General features: G+C 64.0%; 22 protein-coding genes and 1 pseudogene. 17 read left to right on the top strand and 6 right to left on the bottom strand.

Annotated elements, in window-relative coordinates; all coding sequences use genetic code 11:
- Position 1: 1 nt before the first annotated feature.
- The 12 genes from ABIA96_RS02745 to ABIA96_RS02690 all read left to right on the top strand — a co-directional run bounded on the left by ABIA96_RS02745 (position 2) and on the right by ABIA96_RS02690 (position 13,712).
- The gene (locus tag ABIA96_RS02745; protein WP_354135470.1) at positions 2 to 877 is read left to right on the top strand and encodes a phosphoribulokinase; all 876 of its coding nucleotides are present in this window, start codon (positions 2 to 4) and stop codon (positions 875 to 877) included.
- Between the two features lie 28 nt (positions 878 to 905).
- Positions 906 to 2,927 (top strand): transketolase, encoded by a 2,022-nt coding sequence (tkt, locus tag ABIA96_RS02740; protein WP_354135469.1) that lies wholly within the window; start codon positions 906 to 908, stop codon positions 2,925 to 2,927.
- Between the two features lie 14 nt (positions 2,928 to 2,941).
- A complete protein-coding gene (fba, locus tag ABIA96_RS02735) occupies positions 2,942 to 4,027 on the top strand; it encodes a class II fructose-bisphosphate aldolase (RefSeq protein WP_354135468.1) in 1,086 nt (361 codons plus the stop codon).
- A gap of 35 nt (positions 4,028 to 4,062) precedes the next feature.
- Positions 4,063 to 5,523 carry a form I ribulose bisphosphate carboxylase large subunit gene (locus ABIA96_RS02730; protein WP_354135467.1) on the top strand — a complete coding sequence of 487 codons (1,461 nt, stop codon included), beginning with the start codon at positions 4,063 to 4,065 and terminating at the stop codon, positions 5,521 to 5,523.
- An 11-nt stretch (positions 5,524 to 5,534) separates the two neighbouring features.
- On the top strand, positions 5,535 to 5,942 hold the full coding sequence (locus tag ABIA96_RS02725) for a ribulose bisphosphate carboxylase small subunit (protein WP_354135466.1): 408 nt from the start codon (positions 5,535 to 5,537) through the stop codon (positions 5,940 to 5,942).
- Between the two features lie 99 nt (positions 5,943 to 6,041).
- Positions 6,042 to 6,977 (top strand): CbbX protein, encoded by a 936-nt coding sequence (cbbX, locus tag ABIA96_RS02720; protein WP_354135465.1) that lies wholly within the window; start codon positions 6,042 to 6,044, stop codon positions 6,975 to 6,977.
- On the top strand, positions 6,974 to 7,711 hold the full coding sequence (rpe, locus tag ABIA96_RS02715) for a ribulose-phosphate 3-epimerase (RefSeq protein WP_354135464.1): 738 nt from the start codon (positions 6,974 to 6,976) through the stop codon (positions 7,709 to 7,711). The genes cbbX and rpe overlap by 4 nt, the downstream gene beginning before the upstream one ends.
- 179 nt (positions 7,712 to 7,890) lie before the next feature.
- Positions 7,891 to 9,042 (top strand): FIST signal transduction protein, encoded by a 1,152-nt coding sequence (locus ABIA96_RS02710; RefSeq protein WP_354135463.1) that lies wholly within the window; start codon positions 7,891 to 7,893, stop codon positions 9,040 to 9,042.
- A gap of 2 nt (positions 9,043 to 9,044) precedes the next feature.
- A complete protein-coding gene (locus tag ABIA96_RS02705; RefSeq protein WP_354135462.1) occupies positions 9,045 to 10,916 on the top strand; it encodes a putative bifunctional diguanylate cyclase/phosphodiesterase in 1,872 nt (623 codons plus the stop codon).
- Positions 10,917 to 11,090: 174 nt separating this feature from the next.
- On the top strand, positions 11,091 to 11,303 hold the full coding sequence (locus tag ABIA96_RS02700) for a hypothetical protein (protein ID WP_148776202.1): 213 nt from the start codon (positions 11,091 to 11,093) through the stop codon (positions 11,301 to 11,303).
- A 213-nt stretch (positions 11,304 to 11,516) separates the two neighbouring features.
- A complete protein-coding gene (locus ABIA96_RS02695) occupies positions 11,517 to 13,052 on the top strand; it encodes a Do family serine endopeptidase (RefSeq protein WP_354135461.1) in 1,536 nt (511 codons plus the stop codon).
- 297 nt (positions 13,053 to 13,349) lie between these two features.
- The gene (locus ABIA96_RS02690) at positions 13,350 to 13,712 is read left to right on the top strand and encodes a hypothetical protein (protein WP_354135460.1); all 363 of its coding nucleotides are present in this window, start codon (positions 13,350 to 13,352) and stop codon (positions 13,710 to 13,712) included.
- Positions 13,713 to 13,724: 12 nt separating this feature from the next.
- On the opposite strand, the gene ABIA96_RS02685 is transcribed toward ABIA96_RS02690, so the two are convergent.
- Entirely contained in the window at positions 13,725 to 13,994 is a 270-nt protein-coding gene (locus tag ABIA96_RS02685) for a DUF6496 domain-containing protein (RefSeq protein ID WP_354135459.1), read from the bottom strand.
- Between the two features lie 72 nt (positions 13,995 to 14,066).
- Positions 14,067 to 14,261: a DUF3072 domain-containing protein gene (locus ABIA96_RS02680; RefSeq protein ID WP_354135458.1), complete on the bottom strand. Its 195-nt coding sequence runs from the start codon at positions 14,259 to 14,261 to the stop codon at positions 14,067 to 14,069.
- A gap of 114 nt (positions 14,262 to 14,375) precedes the next feature.
- Here ABIA96_RS02680 and ABIA96_RS02675 point away from each other — a divergent pair, with 114 nt between their 5' ends.
- From ABIA96_RS02675 to ABIA96_RS02660, 4 genes and pseudogenes are all read left to right on the top strand, one after another.
- Positions 14,376 to 14,585: a hypothetical protein gene (locus ABIA96_RS02675; protein ID WP_354135457.1), complete on the top strand. Its 210-nt coding sequence runs from the start codon at positions 14,376 to 14,378 to the stop codon at positions 14,583 to 14,585.
- 34 nt (positions 14,586 to 14,619) lie between these two features.
- A complete protein-coding gene (locus tag ABIA96_RS02670; RefSeq protein ID WP_354135456.1) occupies positions 14,620 to 14,829 on the top strand; it encodes a hypothetical protein in 210 nt (69 codons plus the stop codon).
- A gap of 35 nt (positions 14,830 to 14,864) precedes the next feature.
- Complete coding sequence (locus ABIA96_RS02665; RefSeq protein WP_354135455.1) at positions 14,865 to 15,065, top strand: hypothetical protein; 201 nt, start codon at positions 14,865 to 14,867, stop codon at positions 15,063 to 15,065.
- Positions 15,066 to 15,113: 48 nt separating this feature from the next.
- Positions 15,114 to 15,182: pseudogene (locus ABIA96_RS02660) on the top strand (protease); the annotation flags it as partial.
- A gap of 150 nt (positions 15,183 to 15,332) precedes the next feature.
- Here ABIA96_RS02660 and ABIA96_RS02655 read toward each other — a convergent pair.
- Both ABIA96_RS02655 and ABIA96_RS02650 read right to left on the bottom strand, forming a co-directional pair.
- Complete coding sequence (locus ABIA96_RS02655) at positions 15,333 to 15,566, bottom strand: hypothetical protein (RefSeq protein ID WP_354135454.1); 234 nt, start codon at positions 15,564 to 15,566, stop codon at positions 15,333 to 15,335.
- A 95-nt stretch (positions 15,567 to 15,661) separates the two neighbouring features.
- Positions 15,662 to 15,919, bottom strand: a complete 258-nt coding sequence (locus tag ABIA96_RS02650) for a hypothetical protein (protein ID WP_354135453.1) — start codon at positions 15,917 to 15,919, stop codon at positions 15,662 to 15,664.
- Positions 15,920 to 16,031: 112 nt separating this feature from the next.
- Between ABIA96_RS02650 and ABIA96_RS02645 the strand changes: the two genes are divergently transcribed.
- Complete coding sequence (locus ABIA96_RS02645) at positions 16,032 to 16,283, top strand: hypothetical protein (RefSeq protein ID WP_354135452.1); 252 nt, start codon at positions 16,032 to 16,034, stop codon at positions 16,281 to 16,283.
- On the opposite strand, the gene ABIA96_RS02640 is transcribed toward ABIA96_RS02645, so the two are convergent.
- Both ABIA96_RS02640 and ABIA96_RS02635 read right to left on the bottom strand, forming a co-directional pair.
- Complete coding sequence (locus ABIA96_RS02640) at positions 16,280 to 17,773, bottom strand: sensor histidine kinase (protein WP_354135451.1); 1,494 nt, start codon at positions 17,771 to 17,773, stop codon at positions 16,280 to 16,282. The genes ABIA96_RS02645 and ABIA96_RS02640 overlap by 4 nt on opposite strands.
- Before the next feature lie 13 nt (positions 17,774 to 17,786).
- Positions 17,787 to 24,077: a HAMP domain-containing protein gene (locus tag ABIA96_RS02635; protein WP_354135450.1), complete on the bottom strand. Its 6,291-nt coding sequence runs from the start codon at positions 24,075 to 24,077 to the stop codon at positions 17,787 to 17,789.
- Between the last annotated feature and the right edge of the window lie 69 nt (positions 24,078 to 24,146).

The raw sequence follows: 24,146 nt of genomic DNA, 5'->3' as shown, positions 1-24,146 counted from the left end.
TATGTCCAGGAAACATCCGATCATCTCCATCACCGGTTCCTCCGGCGCCGGCACCACCTCGGTCAAGAAGACGTTTGAGCAGATCTTCTTCCGCGAGAAAGTCAACGCCGCCTACATCGAGGGCGATGCCTTCCATCGCTACGACCGCGTCGAAATGCGCGCGCAGATGGCCACGGAGGCGGAACGCGGCAACAGGCATTTCAGCCATTTCAGCCCCGAGACCAATCTGTTCGAGGAGCTGGAGCGCGCGTTCCGCGACTATGGTGAGACCGGCACGGCGGCGACGCGGCACTATGTGCACGATCCCGAGGAATCCGCGCTGCACGGAGCCGCGCCCGGCACCTTCACCGACTGGGAGCGGCTGCCGGAGAACTCGGATCTTCTGTTCTACGAAGGCCTGCACGGCGCCGTTGTCACCGACAAGGTGAATGTCGCCCGCTATGCCGACCTCAAGATCGGCGTGGTGCCCGTCATCAATCTCGAATGGATCCAAAAGCTGCACCGCGACCGCAGCGCGCGCGGCTATTCGACCGAGGCCGTCACCGACACGATCCTGCGGCGGATGCCGGACTACATCCACTACATCTGCCCGCAATTCACCGAGACCGACATCAATTTCCAGCGCGTGCCGACGGTGGACACCTCCAATCCGTTCATTGCGCGCTGGATCCCGACGCCGGACGAATCGATGGTCGTGATCCGCTTCAAGAATCCACGCGGCATCGACTTCCCCTATCTGCTCTCGATGCTGCCGCACAGTTTTATGTCGCGCGCGAATTCCATCGTTTGCCCCGGTGCGAAGCTTGACCTCGCGATGCAGCTCATCCTGACGCCGCTGATCATGCAGCTGATCGAGCGGAAGCGGAGCTTGAAGTGATCCGCGCTACCAACAACGGGAGGATCTGATGAACATCTCGGTTCACGCCGGCGCCGACATGCACCCCGTCGCGCATAGCGATCTCGCCAATGCCGTCCGCTTCCTTGCGGTCGACGCCATCGAGATCTCGCAGTCCGGCCATCCTGGCCTGCCCATGGGGATGGCCGACGTCGCGACCGTGCTGTTCTCGCGCTTCCTCAAATTCGACTCGGCGCATCCGAACTGGCCGGACCGCGACCGCTTCGTGCTGTCAGCCGGTCATGGCTCGATGCTGCTATATGCGCTGCTGCATCTCACTGGCGGCGATCTCAGCCTCGATGACATCAAGGCGTTTCGGCAATGGGGTTCGAAGACGCCGGGGCATCCTGAATATCGCCACACGCCGGGCGTCGAGACCACGACCGGACCGCTGGGGCAGGGGATCGCGACCGCGGTGGGCATGGCGCTCGCCGAACGCATGGCCAACGCGCGGCATGGCGACGGCCTCGTCGATCACTTCACCTACGTGATTGCCGGCGACGGCTGTCTGATGGAAGGCATCAGCCAGGAAGCGATCTCGCTCGCCGGCCATCTCGGGCTGGGCCGCCTGATCGTGCTGTTCGACGACAACGGTATCTCCATCGATGGACCGACATCGCTCGCGACCTCGGATGATCAGCTGGCGCGTTTTGCTGCGTCTGGCTGGTCGGTGCGCCGTGTCGATGGGCACGATCCCGAGGCCGTTGCTCAGGCGATCGCCGAGGAGCGTGAGAGCGCAAAGCCTTCCCTGATCGCTTGTCGCACCATCATCGGTTACGGCGCGCCGGACCGACAAGGTACCGAGAAGGCGCATGGCGCGCCGCTCGGCACCGAGCAGACCGCGGCGGCGCGGCGGACGCTCGGCTGGGACTATCAGCCCTTCGTCGTGCCTGTCACGATCCTGAAGGCGTGGCGGATGATTGGCCGGCGTGGGCAGGTCGATCGTCTCGCCTGGCTCGATCGTTACGAATGCGCGACGCCCGAGCAGCGTGATCTCTTCATCGAGGGCAAAGCCGTTGCCCTGCCGAACGCCTATGCCCAGGCCTCGGCGAAATTGCGCGGGCGCTTTGCCACCGAGCGCCCGAAGCTCGCGACGCGGCAGGCTTCGCAACAGGTGCTCGATGCCATTGCCGGAACGATTCCTGGATTTGTCGGTGGCTCCGCGGATCTGACACACTCGAACCTGACGCATGCCAGGGGACAGGGGGCTGTGACGCGCGGCTCGTTCGCCGGCGATTACATCCACTATGGCATCCGCGAGCACGGCATGGCCGCTGCGATGAACGGACTCGCGCTGCATGGCGGCTTCATCCCCTATGGCGGCACCTTCCTCGCCTTCTCCGACTACAGCCGGCCGGCGATCCGCCTTGCCGCCTTGATGCGGCTGCGCGTGATCCATGTGATGACCCACGACTCCATCGGGCTCGGTGAGGACGGTCCGACGCATCAGCCGGTCGAGCATCTCGCCGCGCTCCGCGTCATTCCGAACCTGCTCGTGTTCCGCCCCGCCGACGCGGTCGAGACGCTGGAAGCCTGGGATTGCGCGCTCGAAACGGAGGATCGTCCTTCCGTTCTGTGCCTGTCGCGCCAGGCGCTGCCGACCTTCCGCAGCGATGTCCGCGGCAGGAACCGGGTCGCACGGGGAGCCTATGTGATTGTCTCGCCCGATGGCGGACGCGACGTGACGCTGATGGCGACCGGCTCGGAAGTCTCGATCGCGCTGGAAGCGGCGCGCCTGCTTGCAACCGAGCATGTCCGCGCCGCCGTCGTGTCGGCGCCGTGCTTCGCCCTGTTCGAAGAGCAACCGGACGATTATCGCGCCGCGGTTCTCGGCACGGCGCCGCGCGTCGGCATCGAGGCGGCCATCGCCGGCGATTGGCATCGCTGGCTCGGCGCTGATGGTGAGTTCGTCGGAATGCGCGGCTTCGGAGCCTCGGCGCCGGCACCCGTGCTCTACCGCGAATTCGGCATCACGCCGCAAGGCATTGCCGAGGCAGCCCGACGGGCGATCGCCCGTGCTCGCAAGCAATAACAGGAGGACTCTTCGTGGCCCGTATCACCCTTCGCCAATTGCTCGATCATGCCGCCAGCCACGGCTACGCGGTGCCGGCATTCAACATCAACAACATGGAGCAGGGTATCGCGATCATGCAAGCGGCGGCCGAGGTCGACGCGCCCGTCATCATCCAGGCTTCGCGCGGCGCCCGCAGCTATGCCGGTGATCTCATGCTTTCGCACATGATCGACGCGCTGGAACGGACCTATCCCGATATCCCGCTCTGCATGCACCAGGACCACGGCAACGACGAGGCGACCTGCGCGTCGGCCATTGCCCACGGCTTCACTTCCGTGATGATGGACGGCTCTCTCAAGGCTGATGCCAAGACAGCGGCCGACTACGACTACAACGTCGCGATCACCCGCCGCGTCGTCGACCTCGCGCATTGGGTCGGCGCCTCCGTCGAAGGCGAACTCGGTGTGCTCGGCTCGCTCGAGCATGGCGGCGGCGAGCAGGAAGACGGTCATGGTGTCGAGGGCAAGGTCAGCCACGACCAGCTTTTGACCGATCCCGACCAGGCCGTCGATTTCGTCGGCGCCACCAAGGTCGATGCGCTGGCGATCGCGATGGGCACCTCGCACGGCGCCTACAAGTTCAGCCGCAAGCCCGATGGGGACATCCTGGCGATGCGGGTGGTCGAGGAGATCCACCGCCGGCTACCAAACACGCATCTGGTGATGCACGGCTCGTCCTCGGTGCCGCAACCGCTCCAGGACATGTTCAACCAGTTCGGCGGCGAGATGCCGCAGACCTGGGGCGTGCCGGTCGAAGAGATCGTTCGTGGCATAAAAAGCGGCGTGCGCAAGGTCAACATCGACACGGATTGCCGCCTGGCGATGACTGCGGTGTTCCGCAAGGTCGCAGCGCAAGCGCGCTCCGAGTTCGACCCGCGCAAATTCCTCAAACCGGCGATGGACGCGATGCGCGACCTCTGCCGCGACCGTTTCGAGCAATTCGGCACCGCCGGCCATGCCAGCAAAATCAAGGTCATTCCGTTGAGCGAGATGGCGCGACGTTATCGTGCCGGCGAACTCGACCCGCGCGTCGCTGCACGCGAGCCGGTCGCCGCCTAATCATTCAGAGAGAGAGAAGAGCAGGAGAGAGAGCCATGAATGCACACGCAGGAACCGTTCGCGGCAAAGAGCGCTATCGTTCGGGCGTCATGGAATACGCGCGCATGGGCTATTGGGAGCCCGACTATGTGCCGAAAGACACCGATGTCATCGCGCTGTTCCGCGTCACGCCGCAGGAAGGCGTCGACCCGATCGAGGCATCGGCCGCCGTTGCCGGTGAATCCTCGACCGCGACCTGGACGGTGGTGTGGACCGACCGCCTGACCGCTGCCGAGAAGTATCGCGCAAAATGCTATCGCGTCGATCCGGTGCCCGGCACACCTGGCTCGTATTTCGCCTATATCGCTTATGATCTTGACCTGTTCGAACCGGGCTCGATCGCCAACCTTTCGGCCTCGATCATCGGCAACGTGTTCGGCTTCAAGCCGCTCAAGGCGCTGCGTCTGGAAGACATGCGCTTCCCGGTCGCCTATGTGAAGACGTTCCAGGGACCCGCGACCGGCATCGTGGTCGAGCGCGAGCGGCTCGACAAGTTCGGCCGGCCGCTGCTGGGCGCAACGGTCAAACCGAAGCTCGGACTTTCGGGCCGCAACTACGGCCGCGTCGTCTACGAAGCGCTGAAGGGCGGGCTCGACTTCACCAAGGACGACGAGAACATCAACTCGCAGCCCTTCATGCACTGGCGCGACCGCTTCCTCTACTGCATGGAGGCGGTGAACCGGGCGCAGGCTGCTTCGGGCGAGGTGAAGGGCACCTACCTGAACATCACGGCGGGAACAATGGAGGACATGTACGAGCGCGCGGAGTTTGCGAAGGAGCTCGGATCGTGCATCGTCATGATCGACCTCGTGATCGGCTACACCGCGATCCAGTCCATGGCGAAATGGGCGCGCCGCAACGACATGATCCTGCATCTGCACCGCGCCGGTCACTCGACCTATACGCGGCAGAAGAGCCACGGTGTTTCGTTCCGCGTCATCGCGAAGTGGATGCGGCTCGCGGGCGTGGACCATATCCACGCCGGCACGGTGGTCGGCAAGCTCGAAGGGGATCCCAACACCACGCGCGGCTATTACGATGTCTGCCGCGAGGATTTCAACCCGGCCAAGCTCGAGCATGGCCTGTTCTTCGACCAGTCTTGGGCGAGCCTGAACAAGATGATGCCGGTGGCCTCCGGCGGCATCCATGCCGGCCAGATGCATCAGCTGCTCGATCTGCTCGGCGAGGACGTCGTGTTGCAATTCGGCGGCGGCACCATCGGCCATCCCATGGGCATTGCGGCGGGCGCGATCGCCAACCGCGTGGCGCTGGAAGCGATGATTCTCGCCCGCAACGAGGGGCGCGATTACGTCCACGAGGGCCCGGAGATCCTGGCGAGGGCGGCCGAGACCTGCACGCCCCTGAAGGCTGCGCTCGAGGTCTGGAAGGACGTCAGCTTCAACTATCAATCGACCGATACGCCGGACTTCGTGCCGACCGCGCTTGAAACCGTTTGAGGAGACGCAATATGAAACTCACCCAGGGCTGCTTCTCATTCCTGCCTGACCTTACTGACGACCAAATCACCAAGCAGGTGCAGTATTGTCTCGCCAACGGCTGGGCGGTGAACATCGAGTTCACCGACGACCCGCATCCCCGCAACACCTATTGGGAGATGTGGGGCCTGCCGATATTCGATCTCCAGGACGCTGCCGGCGTGATGATGGAGCTCGCCGAATGCCGCAGGGTTTATGGCGACCGCTACATCCGCATCAGCGGTTTCGACTCCAGCCACGGCTGGGAATCGGTGCGGATCTCGTTCCTGGTCAACCGGCCGCCGCAGGAGGCTGAATTCGAACTGGTGCGGCAGGAGGTCGGCGGACGTGCGATCCGGTACAGCACCATTCGCAAGCCCGCCACCCACGCTTCGCATTAGACATTCCTCTTCCGCGCGGAGCGCTCCCTGCTCCGTATCCTTGGCGGACCACTGCTTCGCCGCTTCCCCCGCGGCGAAGCTCTTTTCTTCGAGGTGCCCATGCTGGATGTCCCCCACGCCACGACTGCCGAAAGCACCGATACCAGTTTTGATCTCCGCAAGGAGGCCGAAGCGGCCGGGATCACCGATACGCTGCAACAGCTCGAACAGGAGCTGATCGGCCTGAAGCCGGTCAAGAGCCGCGTGCGCCAGATCGCCTCGCTCCTGCTGATCGAGCGCATCCGGCAGCGCGCGGGGCTGGCCTCCGCGCCGCCGACGCTTCACATGTCGTTCACCGGCAATCCCGGCACCGGCAAGACCACCGTGGCGCTGCGCATGGCAAAGATCCTGCACGGTCTCGGCTTCGTGCGGCGCGGGCAAGTGATCTCGGTGACGCGCGACGACCTCGTCGGGCAATATATCGGCCACACTGCGCCGAAGACGAAGGAGATCCTGAAGAAGGCGATGGGTGGCGTCCTCTTCATCGACGAAGCCTATTATCTGCACCGGCCCGACAACGAGCGCGACTACGGCCAGGAGGCGATCGAGATCCTGCTCCAGGTGATGGAGAACCAGCGCGAAGACCTCGTCGTGATCCTGGCCGGCTACGGCGAGCGGATGACGAGCTTCTTCGCCTCCAACCCCGGCTTCCGCTCCCGTATCGCCCATCACATCGAGTTTCCGGATTATGCGGAAGCCGAGCTGCTTGTCATCGCCGAATTGATGTTGAAGGAGCGCGGCTATCGCTTCTCGGCGGCGGCGCGCGAGGCCTTCGAAAGATACATCGCACTGCGCCGGACCCAGCCGTTCTTCTCCAATGCGCGCTCGATCCGCAATGCCGTCGATCGCATCCGACTACGGCAGGCCGATCGCCTGGTGTCCGATCTCGACCGTATGCTCGATGTCGCCGACCTCGAAACCATCGATCCGGCAGATATCCTGGCGAGCCGCGTCTTCAGCGGCGGCGCCGACGTGCAGGGAGGTGGACAGCCATGACGAAAGACATCCTCATTGCCCCCTCGATCCTGGCGGCGGACTTTGCGCGCCTCGGTGAGGAGATCGCAGCGATCGACGCGGCCGGCGCCGACTGGATCCATTGCGACGTCATGGACGGCCACTTCGTGCCGAACATCAGTTTTGGCGCAGATGTCATCAAGGCGATCCGGCCGATGACGACGAAGGTCTTTGACGTGCATCTGATGATCGCGCCTGTCGATCCCTATCTCGAGGCGTTTGCGAAGGCGGGAGCCGATGTCATCACCGTCCATGCCGAGGCGGGTCCGCATCTGGACCGTTCGCTCCAGGCGATCCGCGCACTCGGCAAGAAGGCCGGCGTCAGCCTGTGTCCGGCGACGCCCGAGAGCGCGATCGAATATGTGCTCGATCGTCTCGACCTGGTGCTGGTGATGACGGTCAACCCCGGCTTCGGTGGCCAGTCCTTCCTCGACTCCCAGCTCGAGAAGATCAGGCGCATTCGCAGCATGATCGGCGAGCGGCCGATCCGCCTCGAAGTCGATGGCGGCGTCACGCGTGACAATGCCGCTGCGGTTGCCGCCGCCGGCGCTGATACGCTCGTTGCGGGTTCGGCCGTGTTCCGCGGCGGGAACAGTGTGAACTATGCCGCCAACATCGCGGCCGTCCGGGGCGCCGCGGAGGGGGGCCGGGTTCCGAAGCTGCACGCTAATGCTGCGCCGTCGATACGGGCCGGCGAACCCGTTCGCATCCGGTAGACTACGGAGATCGTCGCGGCTGCGCGATGCTTCTCCGGAAGCCTACGGGAAATCGATCGCGAATTCGCGACGCCCTTCACGCCGGGGTAACCAACGGTATTGAAGTAGCCTCCCGATTAACGACGACGCAATGCGCAGCGCCACAATCTGTGGTTCAAGGACCGCAGAGAGCGCGTGGGATGCACATTCAATACCTGCACTGGAATGCTGTCCATGGTTGGCGCGGAGCGAATGCTCTGCGCGAGCCCGCTCAGGTCGTGCTCTATTTCGGCAGCCGCGAGGGGCTCGCAGGCGGCGAGCGTTACCGCGAGCTGCGCGGTCTCTATTCCGATAGTCATATCGTTGGCTGCAGCACCGGCGGTCAGATCCACGGCGACGACATTGCGGACGAAGAAATCGTCGCGGTCGCCCTTCGATTCGCACATACCAAGGTGCGGCTGGTCCACGAGACGATCGAATCCCGCGATGCCTCGCGGCTCTGCGGCATGCGTCTCGCCCGCCAGGTCGCGGCGGCTGATCTCGCAGGCGTGTTCGTCCTCTCCGATGGATTGAACGTGAACGGCAACGAATTGATTGCCGGGATCACCGAGGTACTGGGGCCCGACTTGCTGGTGACCGGAGGGTTGGCCGGCGACGGCACCAAGCTCGAGCAGACATTGGTGGGCGCCGACGGCGAACCGTTGCCGAACCGCGTGGCCGCCATCGGATTTTACGGGACGTCCTTCCGGATCGCACATGGCTGCGCCGGCGGTTGGGACGTCTTCGGCCCGCGGCGCAAGGTGACGAAATCGGACGGCCCAGTTGTCGTAGAACTCGACGGCGAGCCGCCGCTCGACCTCTACACCCGCTATCTCGGTGAGGAGGAAGCCGCGGCGATGCCGGGCTCGGGCCTCGCGTTTCCCTTGCGCATTCACGATGAGGCCGCGCCGGAGCGACAGATTGTGCGCTCGGTCTTCGCGGTGGATCGCGATGCCCGCACCCTGACATTCGCGGCCGATATTCCGGAGGGATGCACCGCGCAATTGATGCGCGCCAATTTCGATAGTCTCGCTGCAGGCGCAGGCGAGGCGGGCCGGCAGGCGCGTAACGCGCTTGCCGATGGGATTTCGGGCGACAAGCTCGCGATCCTGGTGAGCTGCACCGGCCGGCGCAAGGTGATGGGGCAGCGTACGCAGGATGAGCTGGATGCCGTGGCCGCCGAACTCGGCGACGACGTCGTTCGTATCGGCTTCTATTCCTATGGCGAGATCGCGCCGCCGGTCGCGTCCGGCCGCTGCGAGCTGCACAACCAGACCATGACCGTCACGATGATTGCAGAGGCGATGGACTGACCATGCATCGCCTGTTGGCAAGACAGATCAGGCAGTCGACCGACGAATCCGGGCAGGTCGACCTGACCAGGCTCGGCGAGCTCGTCAGCGCGGCGTATGAGGAGAGCGACCGCGATCGCCGTCGCACCGACCGCGCAATCAAACTGATGATCGAGGAGCTCGGGCAGACGCACAAGCGCGCCGAGCAGGATCTGTTGCGCGCGCGCGAGTTCCTCGACAGCATCATCGAGAATATTCCGATCGCGGTGTTCGCCAAGGACGCCAGGGATTCTCGCTACGTCCTGCTCAATCGCGCTGGCGAAGACTATTACGGAATGCCCCGCGAGGAGATGTTGGGCAAGACGCCAGATCAGATCTTCTCGCGCGACATTGCCCGCGTCGTCAATGAGCAGGACCGCCGCGTCGTGGACACCGGCACGTCGATGTTCCTGGAGGGGCATCTGCTCGATGTCGGCGTCAAAGGCCATGATCGTCTGGTCAACTCGCGCAAGCTGCTGGTTCGTGACGGTAGCGGGGCGCCTCAATATCTTGTCGGCGTCATCGAGGACGTGACCGAGCGGATCACGAACGAGGCGCGGATCAGCCACCTTGCGCATCATGACGCACTGACCGACCTGCCGAACCGCAGCGCATTCAATGCGGCGCTGGGCGAACGGCTGGAGCGGGCGCAGGAAGCGTCGGCTGGTTTTGCGGTGCTCAGCCTCGATCTCGATCGGTTCAAGGACGTCAACGACGTGTTCGGCCATCCTGTCGGCGACATGATGATGCGCGCTGCGGCCGAGCGGCTCGCCGCGGAAGCCGATGGTGCCTTCGTCGCCCGCATCGGCGGTGACGAGTTCATGATCCTGATGCCGGATGATGTCTGCCGTGAAGAGGTGCTTGCGATCGGCGAACGGCTGGTCGAGGCGATCGGCAATGAGCTGGAAGTTGACGATTATCTCTCCCATGTCGGCCTCAGCGTCGGCATCGCGCTCTATCCCAATGACGGCGTGGATGCGGCAACGCTGCTTGCCAATGCCGATTCCGCGCTGTATCGCGCCAAGCGCGAGGGCCGGGGCAGGGTGTGCTTCTTCGAATCCGAGATGGACCGGGAGCTGCGCGATCGCAGGCTGCTATTGCACGATCTGCGGCAGGTGGTGGAGCAGAACCAGCTCCTCGTCTATTTCCAGCCGCAGGCGCGGATGGATGGTGCGGTCATCGGCTTCGAGGCGCTGGTGCGCTGGAACCATCCGACCCGCGGCATCGTGCCGCCGGACCAATTCATTCCGCTCGCCGAAGAGAACGGGCTGATCATCCAGATCGGTGAATGGGTCTTGCGGGAGGCGTGCCGTGAGGCCGCATCATGGCCGCGGCCGTTGCAGGTCGCGGTCAACCTGTCGCCGGTCCAGTTCCAGGCCGGCGACCTCGAACGGTCCATCCACCAGATCCTGCTGGAGACGGGACTCGCGCCGACGCGGCTCGAGGTCGAGATCACCGAGGGGGTGCTGATCGGCGATTTCACCCGCGCGCTCAATCTGTTGCGGCGGCTGAAGGCGCTCGGCGTCCGCATCGCGATGGACGATTTCGGCACCGGCTATTCTTCGCTGTCCTACCTCCAGTCGTTCCCGTTCGACAAGATCAAGATCGACCGCAGCTTCATCTCCAACCTCGAGGCGACGCCGCAATCGGCCGAGATCGTCCGCGCGGTCCTGAGTCTGGCGCACGCCCTGCACATTCCGGTCGTTGCGGAAGGCGTGGAGACGGAGGCGCAGCGTGCGTTCCTGGAGGGCGAGGCTTGCGAGGAGATGCAGGGCTATCTCATCGGGCGGCCCGAACCGATCGAACAGTATTTCGAGTTGATCGGCATCAACGTCGAACGCCGTCGTTACGCCTGAACGCATTGCGAGTTCCACGCTCGGTTCGCCCGTTAGGAACCAATCGCGCTTGCGCGTTTTCTAAAAGTTAACGCAGGTTAAGCCGGCCGTGCGCGCATAAAATGTTTTGCATAACCGCCATCGGCCTGACGTAAATCAGGGTAATAAGTCCATGTGAATGTGAGGGAGGGTCTCATGGAGAACGTACGTCGCTACCGCGCGCTTGCGTCCCTCTGTCGCCAGCAGGCGGCCTATCGGCCCCTGCAGAACTGGCAGCTTCTCGGCCAGGCCGAACATTTCGAGTATCTCGCCGAAATCGCGCTGAAGGCCCATTTCGACGCGTGCAATGCGCAACGCGAAGAGGATGCCATCGCAGCCGCGGCATGGGAGCGACCCGCCGCGGCGTAATAAGGCTCGTGCATTACTTTCACTGGGCGACGTCAGAGTTGGATCGTTATCGCCGGAGTTCGGCGGCCTCGCACCGACGCGCGACGGTTTTTTGCCTGCGGCCGCCCGCCACACCACCTTTGCCAAGATTTAATCGCGTGGACGGGACGCCGTAAGGTGCCGATGTCCATGTTGTGTGCAGGGCGACACCTTCACAAACATGGACATTTCGACATGAAAGATCGCGTCAATTCCGACACCACCACGTCCCGCAAAATTCTACAGCCACGCCGGCTTGCACTGCTCGGCACCGTGGCCGCGCTTGGCGCGGTTCTGCTGGCTGCGTCTCCTGCTTCGACGCCGTTCGGCGTGAACTCACTGATTTCGCCTGCGCAGGCGGCAGAAAGCGCCGCGACGCCGCCGGGCTTCGGTGATCTCGTCAGCAAGGTCAAACCCGCCGTCATCTCGGTCCGGGTGAAGATCGACCAGGACAACGACAAGAGTGCGATGCTGCAACAGAACCGGATGGATCAGGATGAGAATTCCCCGTTCGACCAGTTCTCGCAACAGTTCGGTTTCCGCGGCCAGGGCGGCATGAACGGCATGCCGCGCCAGCGTCACCAGGTGATCATGGGCGAGGGCTCCGGCTTCTTCATCTCAGCTGACGGTTATGCCGTGACCAACAACCATGTCGTCGACCACGCCGAGTCCGTGCAGGTGACGATGGACGACGGCTCGATCTACACCGCGAAGGTGGTGGGCACCGATCCGAAGACTGACCTCGCCCTGATCAAGGTCGACGGCAAGAAGGATTTCCCGTTCGTGAAATTCTCCGACCAGAAGCCGCGGATCGGTGACTGGGTGGTTGCGGTCGGCAATCCCTTCGGGCTCGGCGGCACTGTGACAGCCGGCATCGTTTCGGCCAGCGGCCGCGACATCGGCAATGGTCCCTATGACGACTTCATCCAGATCGATGCGCCCATCAACAAGGGCAATTCCGGCGGTCCGGCCTTCGACATGAACGGCAATGTGATCGGCGTGAACACCGCGATCTACTCGCCCTCGGGCGGCTCGGTCGGCATCGGCTTCGATATTCCGTCCTCGACGGCCAAGCTCGTGGTCGCGCAGCTGAAGGACAAGGGCGCGGTCACCCGTGGCTGGCTCGGTGTGCAGGTCCAGCCGGTGACTGCGGAGATCGCCGACAGCCTCGGCCTGAAGGCGGCGCGCGGTGCAATCGTCGACAACCCGCAGGATGGCAGCCCAGCGGCGAAGGCCGGCATTGAGGCGGGCGACGTCATCACCGCCGTCAACGGCACCGAGATCAAGGACTCCCGCGATCTCGCCCGCACCATCGCCACGCTGGCGCCGGGCACGTCCGTGAAGCTCGATGTCGTCCACAAGGGCGACACCAAAACGGTGACGCTCGCGCTCGGCGAGTTGTCGAACGAGCGGCAGGCAAAAGCCGACGACGGCAAGACGCAGCAGGCCCCCGGCACGCCGCGCCTCGGCCTCAGCCTGGCGCCGGCCGGTGACGTCCAGGGCGCAGGTCAGAAGGGAGTCGTGGTCACCGAGGTCGATCCGCAGGGACCGGCGGCGCAGCGCGGCATCCAGACCGGCGACGTCATCCTCAATGTGGGAGGCAAGCCTGTCACCAATATCGCCGACGTTCGCTCCGAGCTGGCGCAGGCCAAATCGTCCGGCAAGAACAGCGTGCTGCTGCAGGTGAAGAACGCGGAGGCGACCCGGTTCGTCGCGGTGCCGCTCGCCTGATCTCTTGTGATCTCTTGGCCTCTCACTTGGCCTCGACGGCAAATTCAAGAGGCGGCCTGCGGGCCGCCTTTTTCGCGCGCGCCTTTCGAGATACCCACAGGCCGCCGATAACATTCTCGTCAACGGCAGTAATGATGACGGGTTCGTCCGAAAAAGCCGCGTTCGCTCGTCAGACTTTGGAATCGCGTGTTGTGCCTTGGCGGCCATGACGACGCCGAGGCAAATGCAGGAGTGGAACTTCGGACGTCCGGCCGCTTTGTGGAACCGGCCGGTGGTTCGCATTTGATCGGTGCCGACATGGATCGATTGAAGCTCTCGCTGAAGCTTGCGCTGCTCGCGGCGCCGCTCGTGCTGTCGGGCGGAAGTGCAATGGGGCGCGATGACGGCCGCTTCGCCGATTCGCCGCTGAAACCCTGGTTCGACAGCCTGCGCAGCCATCTCGGTCCTTGCTGTTCGGACGCCGACGGCGTTGCGGTGGCCGATCCTGATTGGGACTCACTTAACGGGCACTACCGGGTCCGTCTCGATGGAGAGTGGGTCGAGGTCCCCGACGAAGCCGTAATCACCGAGCCGAACCGCGCCGGCCGCACTATGGTCTGGCCGGTCAAGACGGCGTTCGGCGTTTCGATTCGCTGCTTCATGCCCGGCAGCATGATCTGACGCCGGTCGGCGTCACCGTTTGGCGGATTTGCGTTTCGAGTTCTTCTTCTTGGTTGTCTTCTTTTTGGACGCCTTCTTCTTCGACGCCTTCTTCGGCACCTTCTTGCCCTTCTTGCGCGCCTCCGACAGGCCGATGGCGATCGCCTGCTTGCGGCTCTTCACGCGTCCCCCGCGACCGCCCGGTCCGCTTTTAGCGGTACCCTTCTTGTAACGGCGCATCTCGCGCTCGACATCACTGCCGGAGCTACGCGAGTAGCGGCGCTTCTTTGCCTTGCGTGCCATCGATAATCTCCCTTAGCCCAGGGAAAGAACCGTATTGCTGACGCAACGTTCCAAGCGCGCCGGCCGCGTTCTCTAGAAGGAGTTGGCGAGCTCGATCTCTGCCTCGAGCACCTGGATGCGGTGCGCGGCTTCGGCAGAGGACAGACCTCGGTCGTATTGCGCCGGCTGGTAGGCCTCTTCGCTTAGCCGCTTTAGCCTCAGCCCTTGCGACCGGGTCATCTGCTCCATGAGAAAAGCCTTGGCGTCGTACTTCCTCTGAACCTGCATGTCGCTCCCCATTCGGAATTCATGGCTTGACTATATGTTCTTATTTTGTTCTAACAAGCCATGGATAACAGAATTAATGAAATTCGACGTAAAATCAGCGCCTTGAGGCTGGAAATGGCCGAGGTCGAGGCGTCCGTGCGCGATCTCGTCAATCGCGACCGTGATTGCACCGAACGGGCCCGGGCGCAGATGGATCTGCGCCGGAAAATCAACCTGCTGATCGGCGAATGGAAGGCGGCTGGCGGCGGCGACGTGTTGCCCGACATCCGCGACCGGATGCGCCTTCGTCCGCTGAAAAGCGAGAGCAGGCCGGCGCGCTGCTGAGGCGTTCGAGAGACGTGGTGGATGGAGGCAGGCGGTGGACGAAGACCCGGACGCCTACCGGATTCTGAAACTCCGCGCCGAGATCCTCGAATTGGGCTCTGCGATCCGGCAATTGCAGCGTGAGGGCCTCGACGATGCCGCGGCCCAACTCCTGATCGCGCGCAAGCGGGCGCAGCTCGACAACCTCGTGAAGAAAGCTCAGCCGGCGGCCGCCTTTAACATCACTGACATCCGACGCAGATAAAGCGGTCGCGCAACGCGACATGCCGGAGCTCGTCAATGCCGGATGCCGAAATGGCCGCCCTGCTGCGGGCGGTTCTCGATGAAGTCTGCGCCGACATTGCTCCGTCTGATACCGCGACGCGCGAGCGCGTTGCCGCACGACTGAGTGATCTTGTTCGATCGGGGCGCTGCTCGGTCGACGAGTTGAAGCGAGTCGGTCTGAACGCGCTGAATAGCGCGCCGACGATGTGGCGCTGAGAGAATATGGCTCCCGGACAAGAATGCTGTTTCAAGAACGATCGACCTGCCGTCTGCCAGGCGCACTGGTTGCTGATTGAGACCGGCATCGCCAAGGGCCGCAAGATGACTTCCTACATGTGGTGCTCGATTAGGGTGTAATCACCGGGCGCGAAGGAAGGTGCCGCACCGAACCCAGTGCGGCGTGAACCAAGCGCAGAAGAGGTCTTCGAACGTGCAACAAAAAGCCCCGCGTCGTCGCTGGGCTTTTTTGCCGCGAGTCCGTGCTTACTTGCTCATTCCGTTCTGGGGCTTGGTCATGCTGCCGCCCTGATCGCTGCCAGGGCCGGAGCCGCCTTGGCCGGACGCGTCGGGAGCAACGGTCTTCTTCATGTTCGCACCCGTCGTGGTCTGCGACATAGACGAGTGGTGCTTCTTGTGCGATTTCGCCTCAGCTGCGAGGGGCGCGGCGGCGAGGCCGGTTGCCAACATCACGGCGAGAGCGAGCTTGGTCGTCTTCATGTGAGGGAACTCCCTGAGTTGAATTGACGCAGGCAGCCAACCGCCATTCGCGGCAGGAGTTCCGAACAAAGCGTTGCAAGCATTTCACGCGCGCTTCAAGATTCCTTGTCCTCGTTGAGGATGAACACGACGCCCGTGAGCGCGGCACCGATGGCAAACGTCCCGACCATCGTGCCGACAAAGACGAGGGCGGCCGCACGGCCGCTGTGATTCAGCAATTCTGCAACGGCAGGATTGGCCAGAATGAGTGCAAGCGTGAAGGCCAGACCGAGGGCCGCGCCCATCATCGCATGCGTCATCAATTTGATGACGCCGGTGGGAGAGATCAGGCTTGGCGACTTCTTTGCGCGCATGGAACTGCCTATCGATCTGGCATGGAAACGCGCGCGGTAATCGCGGGTTCCATTACGCATGAAGGATTTGTCATCGCCCGCTTCATCCGACGTTCATGCCGACCTTGCGAGGATGCATGCCATCAACACGGGAACATTCGATATGGGTAAGGTGGTCTTTCTCTATCGCTCGCTGGCCTACCGCAACGCGGCGGCCGACATGTTGCGCAAGGCGCGCGAGCTTCCGCACGGTGTGGAGCGCAGAGCCGCCCGCCGTTACGCAACAGCCTTGCGCGATCTCGCGCAAACGGAAGCCTGGCTCGAAGGGCGCGTTGCCGATGAGCCGCGGCAGATGCCACGACTTAAGCTGGCTGCGTCGCGCTAACCCGACGCGCGCTGGAGTTCGGGAGAGGTGCCGGCCTCCAACTTGTCCTGCGCAGCCGACGTTGCCGTGCTCTTGCGCATCAAGGGGATTTCGAGACGGCATAACAAGCCCTCCGAACGCCAATCGAATTGCGCCTGTCCGCCGAGCTGGGATTCGACGCTGGCCAGCAGGCTTCTTGTCCCGAAGCCGCGCGATTTCGGCGTCCTCACCTGCGGCCCTCCGGTCTCCTCCCAGGTCAGCGTCAGGAGATCGTTCTCGGCCTGCCAGCCGATCGCGAGCCGCCCCGACCGGGTCGAGAGCGCGCCGTACTTCGCCGAATTGGTGAAGAGCTCGTGCAACGCCAGCGCCAGCGTCTGAGCAGTCGCCGGCAGCAATTGCACCTCGGATCCTGCTAGCTCGATCTGTCCTCCGAGCGAGTAGGGCGCAAGCTCTTCCTCGATCAGCTTGGAGAGCTCGGCACCCTGCCAGCTCGACAGCGACAGGATAGTGTGCACGCGCGCCAGCGCGTTGATGCGGCCCTCGACGGCATTGACGTAAGCCTTGACCTCGTCGGCGCGGGTGAGGCGCACGATCGACTGCGCCAGCGCCAGCGCATTCTTGGCGCGATGATCGACCTCGCGCGCCAGCAGGTTCTGCCGCTCCTCGGCGCGCTTGCGTTCGGTAATATCGACGGTGACGCCGCTCACCCGCACGACCCGACCGCCCGGATCCACCGTTGCGGCCGCCGTGCCGACGCACCAGCGGACATCGCCACCGGGCCGGCAGACGCGAAACTCTCCTTCATAGGCGTGCACGCCGGTATTGAATGCGGCAATCGCCTCGCCGAAATGGTCGACGTCATCCGGGTGCAGCAGCGCCTGGATGTTGGCCGAGGTGACATTGAAGGTCTCCGGCGTTACGCCAAAAATGCGATACTGGCCCTCGTCCCACATCCAGTCGCCATTGGCCCAGTCCCAGTCCCAGGATCCCATCTTGCCGGCGGCGATTGCCATGCTGCGCCGTTCTTCGCTCTCGCGCAGCTTTGCGGTGGAGTTCTCCAGCTCGGCAGTGCGGGCGCGGACGCGATCCTCGAGATCCTGGTTCAGTCGTTCGAGCTCGCGCGTCTTGCGATAGAGCTCGGCAAACACCTTGACCTTGGCGCGCAGCACTTCCGGCACGACGGGTACCGGCACGTAATCGACCGCGCCCATCTCGTAGCCGCGCAGGCGATCGATGTCGCTGACCTGAATGGCCGAGATAAAGATCATCGCGGTCTTCTGGAAACGCGGATGCTCGCGGATCATCGCCGCGAGCTCGAAGCCATCGAGCTCGGGCATGCAGACGTCGACCAGGATCACCGCGATCTCGGTCTTGAGCAGCACCTCCAGCGCCTCGCGGCCGGACGAGGCGATCACGAGGTTCTCGCCGAGTTCCTTCAGGATCACTTCGTAGGCGAGCAGCTTGGCCGGCTGGTCGTCGACGAGGAGGATGTTGACCTTCTTATGGTCCATTCGTGGATCCCACTCAGCGATGCAGCCACATGCGGATAGCAAGCAGCAATTGATCGGTGTTGACAGGCTTTGCGAGATAGTCGGAGGCACCTGCCTCCAGGCATTTCTCGCGGTCGCCCTTCATCGCCTTCGCCGTCAGCGCGATGATCGGCAGGCGCAGGAAGGCCGGGTTCTCCCGGATCACGCCGATGGTCTGATAGCCATCCATCTGCGGCATCATGATGTCCATCAGCACGATGGCGATTTCCGGGTTGGATTCGACCAGCGTCACCGCCTCGCGGCCGGTGGTCGCCGTCAGCACCTTCATGCCGCGCCGTTCCAGCACGCTCGACAGCGCGAAGATGTTGCGGGCGTCGTCGTCGACCAGCAGCGCGGTCTTGCCGATCAAATCCTCGTCGGAACTGTTCAGCTTCTCCAGCATGCGTTGCTTCTCGACCGGCAGCTCCGTGATCACGCGATGCAGGAACAGCGCGGTCTCGTCGAGCAGGCGTTCGGGCGATTCCACGCCCTTGACCACGATGCTGCGGGCCATGGTGTGGAGTTCCGCATCCTCTTCGGCCGAGAGCTCGCGGCCCGTGAACACCACCACGGGCACGTTCGACAGCGTGTCGTCGCGGCGGATCTGGTCCAGCACCTCGAAGCCGCTCATGTCGGGAAGCCTGAGGTCGAGCACCACGCAATCACAGGGCGCCTCACGTAGCGTCGAGAGCGCGCCGGCGCCGGTGCCGGTGGTCACGATCTCGATGTCGTCGTGATGCAGCAGTTCCCGGATCGACAGCCGTTCGGCCTCGTTGTCCTCGACGATCAGGAGCCGCTTGCGCCGCGGCCGCGCATATTCCTTGATCTGTGTCAGCGCTGCGGCAACGCCCTCGGTCGTCGTCGGCTTGTTGACGAAGGAGAAGGCGCCGCGGGCCAGCGCATGCTGGCGGTCCTCGTCGAGGGTGATGATCTGTACCGGGATGTGGCGCGTCAGCGGATTGTGCTTGAGTTGGCTCAGCACCGTCCAGCCGAGCATGTCGGGCAAAAATACGTCGAGCGAAACGGCGCGCGGCTGATACTGCTTGGCAAGCTCGAGGGCCTCCGCGCCGCGCGCGGCGACCAGGACCTTGAAGCCTTTGTCGCGCGCAAGGTCGACCAGGATGCGGGCATAATGCGGATCGTCCTCGACGATCAGCAGGATACTGTCACCGGGCTCGAGATTGAGCCGGTCGTCGGGGAGCTGCTCGATGACGCGCTGCTCGGGTGCGGCCGGTTGCAGCGCCGGTGGCTGATTGTACTGCTGCTGCGCGGGCGCGCGGGGCGCCAGCGTCGGGCCGGAGTATTTCAGCGGGAGATAGAGCGTGAAGATAGAGCCCTTGCCCGGGGCGCTGCGCAGGTGGATTTCGCCGCCGAGCAGGCTTGCGAGTTCGCGGCTGATAGCCAGGCCGAGGCCGGTGCCGCCATATTTGCGGCTGGTGCCGGCATCTGCCTGCTGGAATGCCTCAAAGATCAGCTTCTGCTTCTCGATCGGAATTCCGATGCCGCTGTCCGTTACCTCGAAGGCGATCACGGCTGGTGCGCTGTTCAGCACGGGGTGATCCGTGCCCCAGCCACCGAGCGCGCCCGACACCTTCAACCGTACTTCGCCTTCGGCGGTGAACTTGAAGGCGTTGGAGAGCAAGTTCTTCAATACCTGTTGCAGGCGTTTGGAGTCGGTGACGATGCTGCGCCCCAGGTTCGGATCGACGTCGATCTTGAACGACAGATTGCGGTTCTCGGCCTCATGCCGGAACGGCCGTCCGACCGTCTCGAGCAGGTTGGCGGTGAGAATTTCCTCGGCGTCGACCGTCACCGTGCCGGACTCGATCTTGGAGAGATCGAGAATATCGCTGATCAGGTTCAGAAGGTCGGTGCCGGCGCCGTGGATGGTGCGGGCGAATTCGACCTGCTTGCCTGTGAGGTTGCCGTCCGGATTGTCGGTGAGCTGCTGACCGAGAATCAGGATCGAGTTCAGCGGCGTGCGCAGCTCGTGGCTCATATTGGCGAGGAATTCCGACTTGTACTTCGAGGTCAGCGCGAGCTCGGTCGCCTTTTCCTCAAGCGCGCGGCGGGCCTGCTCGATCTCCTGGTTTTTGCGCTCGACCTCGACGTTGCGTTCGGCAAGCTGCTGCGCCTTCTGCTCGAGCTGGTCGTTAGTCTGCTGCAACTCGCGCTGCTGCGTCTGGAGCTCGCCGGCGAGCTGCTGCGACTGCTTGAGCAGGCCTTCCGTCTGCATCGTCGCTTCGATCGAATTGAGCACGATGCCGATGGAGTCGGTGAGCTGTTCCAGGAAGGTCATCTGTGAGGTCGTGAAGGAGGTGAGCGAGGCGAGCTCGATCACCGCCTTGACCTGGCCCTCGAACAGCACCGGCAGCACCACGAGGTTCTTCGGTGCGACGCGGAGCAGCGCCGAGTTGATCGGCACCACATCGGCGGGAATGTCGGCGACCACGCGCGGACGCCGGTCGAGCGCGCATTGGCCGATCAGGCCGTCGCCGAACGGCAGCACGCGCTGATAGGGGTAAACCCCGTCGCCGGCATAGGAAGCGAGCAGCAGGAGCTGCGGATTGTCCTCGTTCTCGACCTGGTAGATCACGCCGGTATGCGCGTTCACCAGCGGCGACAGCTCGGTCAGCAGCAGCCGTCCGACGGTGGTGAGATCGCGCTGGCCCTGGAGCATGTTGGTGAATTTGGCCAGGTTGGTCTTCAGCCAGTCCTGCTCGGTGTTCACGTCCGTCGTCAGACGAAGGTTCGTGATCATCGTGTTGATGTTGTCTTTCAGCTCGGACACTTCGCCGCGGGCATCGACCTGAATCGACCGCGTCAAATCGCCCTTGGTCACGGCGGTCGCCACTTCCGCGATCGCGCGCACCTGCGAGGTAAGGTTGGCCGCCAGCAGGTTGACGTTACCGGTGAGGTCCTTCCAGGTGCCGGCCGCGCCCGGCACGTCGGCCTGGCCGCCGAGGCGGCCTTCGACGCCGACCTCGCGCGCCACCGATGTCACCTGGTCGGCGAAGGTCGCGAGTGTCTCGGTCATGTTGTTGATGGTGTCGGCGAGCGCGGCCACCTCGCCCTTCGACTTCACGGTGAGATTCTGCTTCAAATCACCATTGGCGACGGCAGTCACCACCTTGACGATGCCGCGGACCTGCTCGGTGAGGTTCGCCGCCATGAAGTTGACGGTGTCGGTGAGGTCCTTCCAGGTGCCGGCCACACCCGGCACCTGAGCCTGACCGCCGAGCTCGCCTTCGGTGCCGACCTCGCGCGCAACGCGGGTGACTTCGCCGGCGAACGCATTGAGTTGGTCCACCATGGTGTTGATGGTGTTCTTGAGCTCGAGGATTTCGCCCTTCACGTCCACCGTGATTTTTCGCGACAAGTCGCCGCGCGCCACGGCGGTGGTGACTTCGGCGATGTTGCGGACCTGGGTGGTGAGGTTCGCCGCCAGCAGGTTGACGTTGTCGGTGAGGTCCTTCCAGGTGCCGCCGACGCCGGGCACGACGGCCTGACCGCCGAGCCGGCCTTCGGTGCCGACCTCGCGTGCCACGCGTGTGACTTCGGCGGCGAAGGAGCGGAGCTGCTCGACCATGGTGTTCAAGGTATCCTTGAGCAGCAGGATCTCGCCGCGCACGTCCACCGTGATCTTCTTCGATAGATCGCCGCCGGCGATCGCGGTCGCGACCTCGGCGATGTTGCGGACCTGCGCCGTCAGGTTCGAGGCCATGAAGTTGACGTTGTCGGTGAGGTCCTTCCAGGTGCCGGCGACGCCGGGCACTTCGGCCTGACCGCCGAGCTTGCCTTCGGTGCCAACCTCGCGCGCGACGCGCGTGACTTCGCCGGCGAAAGCGTTGAGCTGGTCGACCATGGTGTTGATGGTGTTTTTGAGCTCGAGAATTTCGCCCTTCACGTCCACCGTGATCTTGCGGGACAAGTCGCCGCGCGCCACGGCGGTCGTCACCTCGGCGATGTTGCGGACCTGGGCGGTGAGATTGCCCGCCATCGAGTTCACGGAGTCGGTCAAATCCTTCCAGGTGCCGGCGACGCCGGGCACATTGGCCTGGCCGCCGAGCCGGCCCTCGGTGCCGACCTCGCGCGCCACGCGCGTCACCTCGCCCGCGAAGCGGTTGAGCTGGTCGACCATCGTGTTGAGTGTGTCCTTGAGCTGAAGGATCTCGCCGCGGACGTCCACCGTGATCTTGCGCGAGAGGTCGCCGCCGGCGATCGCGGTCGCGACCTCGGCGATGTTGCGGACCTGGGCGGTGAGATTGCCCGCCATCGAGTTCACGGAGTCAGTCAAATCCTTCCAGGTGCCGGCGACGCCGGGCACGCCGGCCTGGCCGCCGAGCTTGCCGTCGGTGCCGACCTCGCGCGCCACGCGCGTGACTTCGCCGGCGAAGGCGTTGAGCTGGTCGACCATGGTGTTGAGCGTTTCCTTCAGCTGAAGGATTTCGCCCGAGACGTTCACCGTGATCTTCTTCGACAAATCGCCCTTGGCGACCGCGGTCGCGACTTCGGCGATGTTGCGGACCTGGCCGGTGAGGTTCGACGCCATCGAGTTGACGGAGTCCGTCAAGTCTTTCCAGGTGCCGCCGACGCCGCGCACGACGGCCTGGCCGCCGAGCTTGCCTTCGGTGCCGACCTCGCGCGCCACGCGCGTGACTTCGCCGGCGAAGGCGTTGAGCTGGTCCACCATGGTGTTGATGGTGTCCTTCAGCTCTAGAATTTCGCCGCGCGTGTCCACCGTGATCTTCTTGGAGAGGTCGCCGCCGGCGACCGCCGTCGTCACTTCGGCGATGTTGCGGACCTGCGCGGTCAGGTTCGACGCCATCGAGTTGACGCTCTCGGTCAGGTCCTTCCAGGTGCCGGCGACGCCGAGCACGTTGGCCTGGCCGCCGAGCCGGCCTTCGGTGCCGACCTCGCGCGCGACGCGCGTGACTTCGCCGGCGAAGGCGTTGAGCTGGTCCACGCAGGTATTGAGCGTTTCCTTCAGCTGAAGGATTTCGCCCGAGACGTTCACGGTGATCTTCTTCGACAGGTCGCCGCCGGCGATGGCAGTGGCGACGTCGGCGATGTTGCGGACCTGCGCGGTCAGGTTCGACGCCATGAAGTTGACGTTGTCGGTGAGGTCCTTCCAGGTGCCGGCCACGCCGGGCACCTGCGCCTGGCCGCCGAGCTTGCCCTCGGTGCCGACTTCGCGCGCGACGCGCGTCACTTCGGAGGCGAAGGAGTTGAGCTGGTCCACCATCGTGTTGATGGTGTCCTTCAGCTCGAGAATTTCGCCGCGCACGTCGACGGTGATCTTGCGGGACAAGTCGCCGCGCGCCACGGCGGTCGTCACGTTGGCGATGTTGCGGACCTGCGCGGTGAGGTTGCCGCACATCGCATTCACGGAGTCCGTCAAATCCTTCCAGGTGCCGGCGACGCCGGGCACAATGGCCTGGCCGCCGAGCTTGCCGTCGGTGCCGACCTCGCGCGCCACGCGCGTCACTTCGGACGCGAACGAGCGCAGCTGGTCCACCATCGTGTTGATGGCTTCCTTGAGCTGAAGGATCTCGCCGCGGACGTCGACGGTGATCTTCTTGGACAAGTCGCCGTTGGCCACCGCGATGGTCACCTCGGCGATGTTACGAACCTGGTTGGTCAGGTTGTTCGCCATCGAGTTGACGCTCTCGGTCAGATCCTTCCAAACGCCGGTCACCTCAGGCACCTGGGCCTGGCCGCCGAGCTTGCCCTCGGTGCCGACCTCGCGCGCCACGCGCGTCACCTCGGAGGTGAACACGCCGAGCTGCTTGATCATCGTGTTGACGATGGTCGCCGATTGCAGGAATTCGCCCCGGAGCGGGCGGCCCTCGACGTCGAGCTTGACGGTCTGGATCAAGTCGCCCTGCGCCACAGCCGCGACCGCGCGCGTCACCTCGCGCGTCGGCCACAGCAGATCGTCGATCAGCGTGTTGACGGAGCCTTCCATGTCGGCCCAGGAGCCGGAGGCGAGGCCGAATTTCACGCGCTGGCGGGTCTTGCCTTCGCGTCCCACCACCTGGCCGACCAGTTCGAGCTGCTGCGCCATGCGCTGGTTGGCGGCGATGATTTCATTAAGTGTGTCGGCAATCTTGCCGTCGATGCCAAGATAGTCGCCGCTCATGCGCACCGAAAAGTCGCCGCTGCGCATCGCCTGGAGCGCGAGCAGCAATTCCGGCCGGGAATCCGGCTCCGACATTCCATTTGGTTTTGGCTTTGGGACGCGTCGACCGGAGCGTGATGCTGTTCCGGGATCGAGGTCGCTCATACTAATTCCCCCGCAGGCGTCGGCCGAATCCGATGGCAGGACGCGTCTGGTCAAAATAGAGCGTCAGCC

The sequence above is a fragment of the Bradyrhizobium sp. LB11.1 genome, assembly GCF_040549385.1.
Taxonomy (GTDB): Bacteria; Pseudomonadota; Alphaproteobacteria; order Rhizobiales; family Xanthobacteraceae; genus Bradyrhizobium.
The sequence above is the reverse complement of the archived record's forward strand: the minus strand, read 5'-3'. Positions and strand labels throughout refer to the sequence as shown.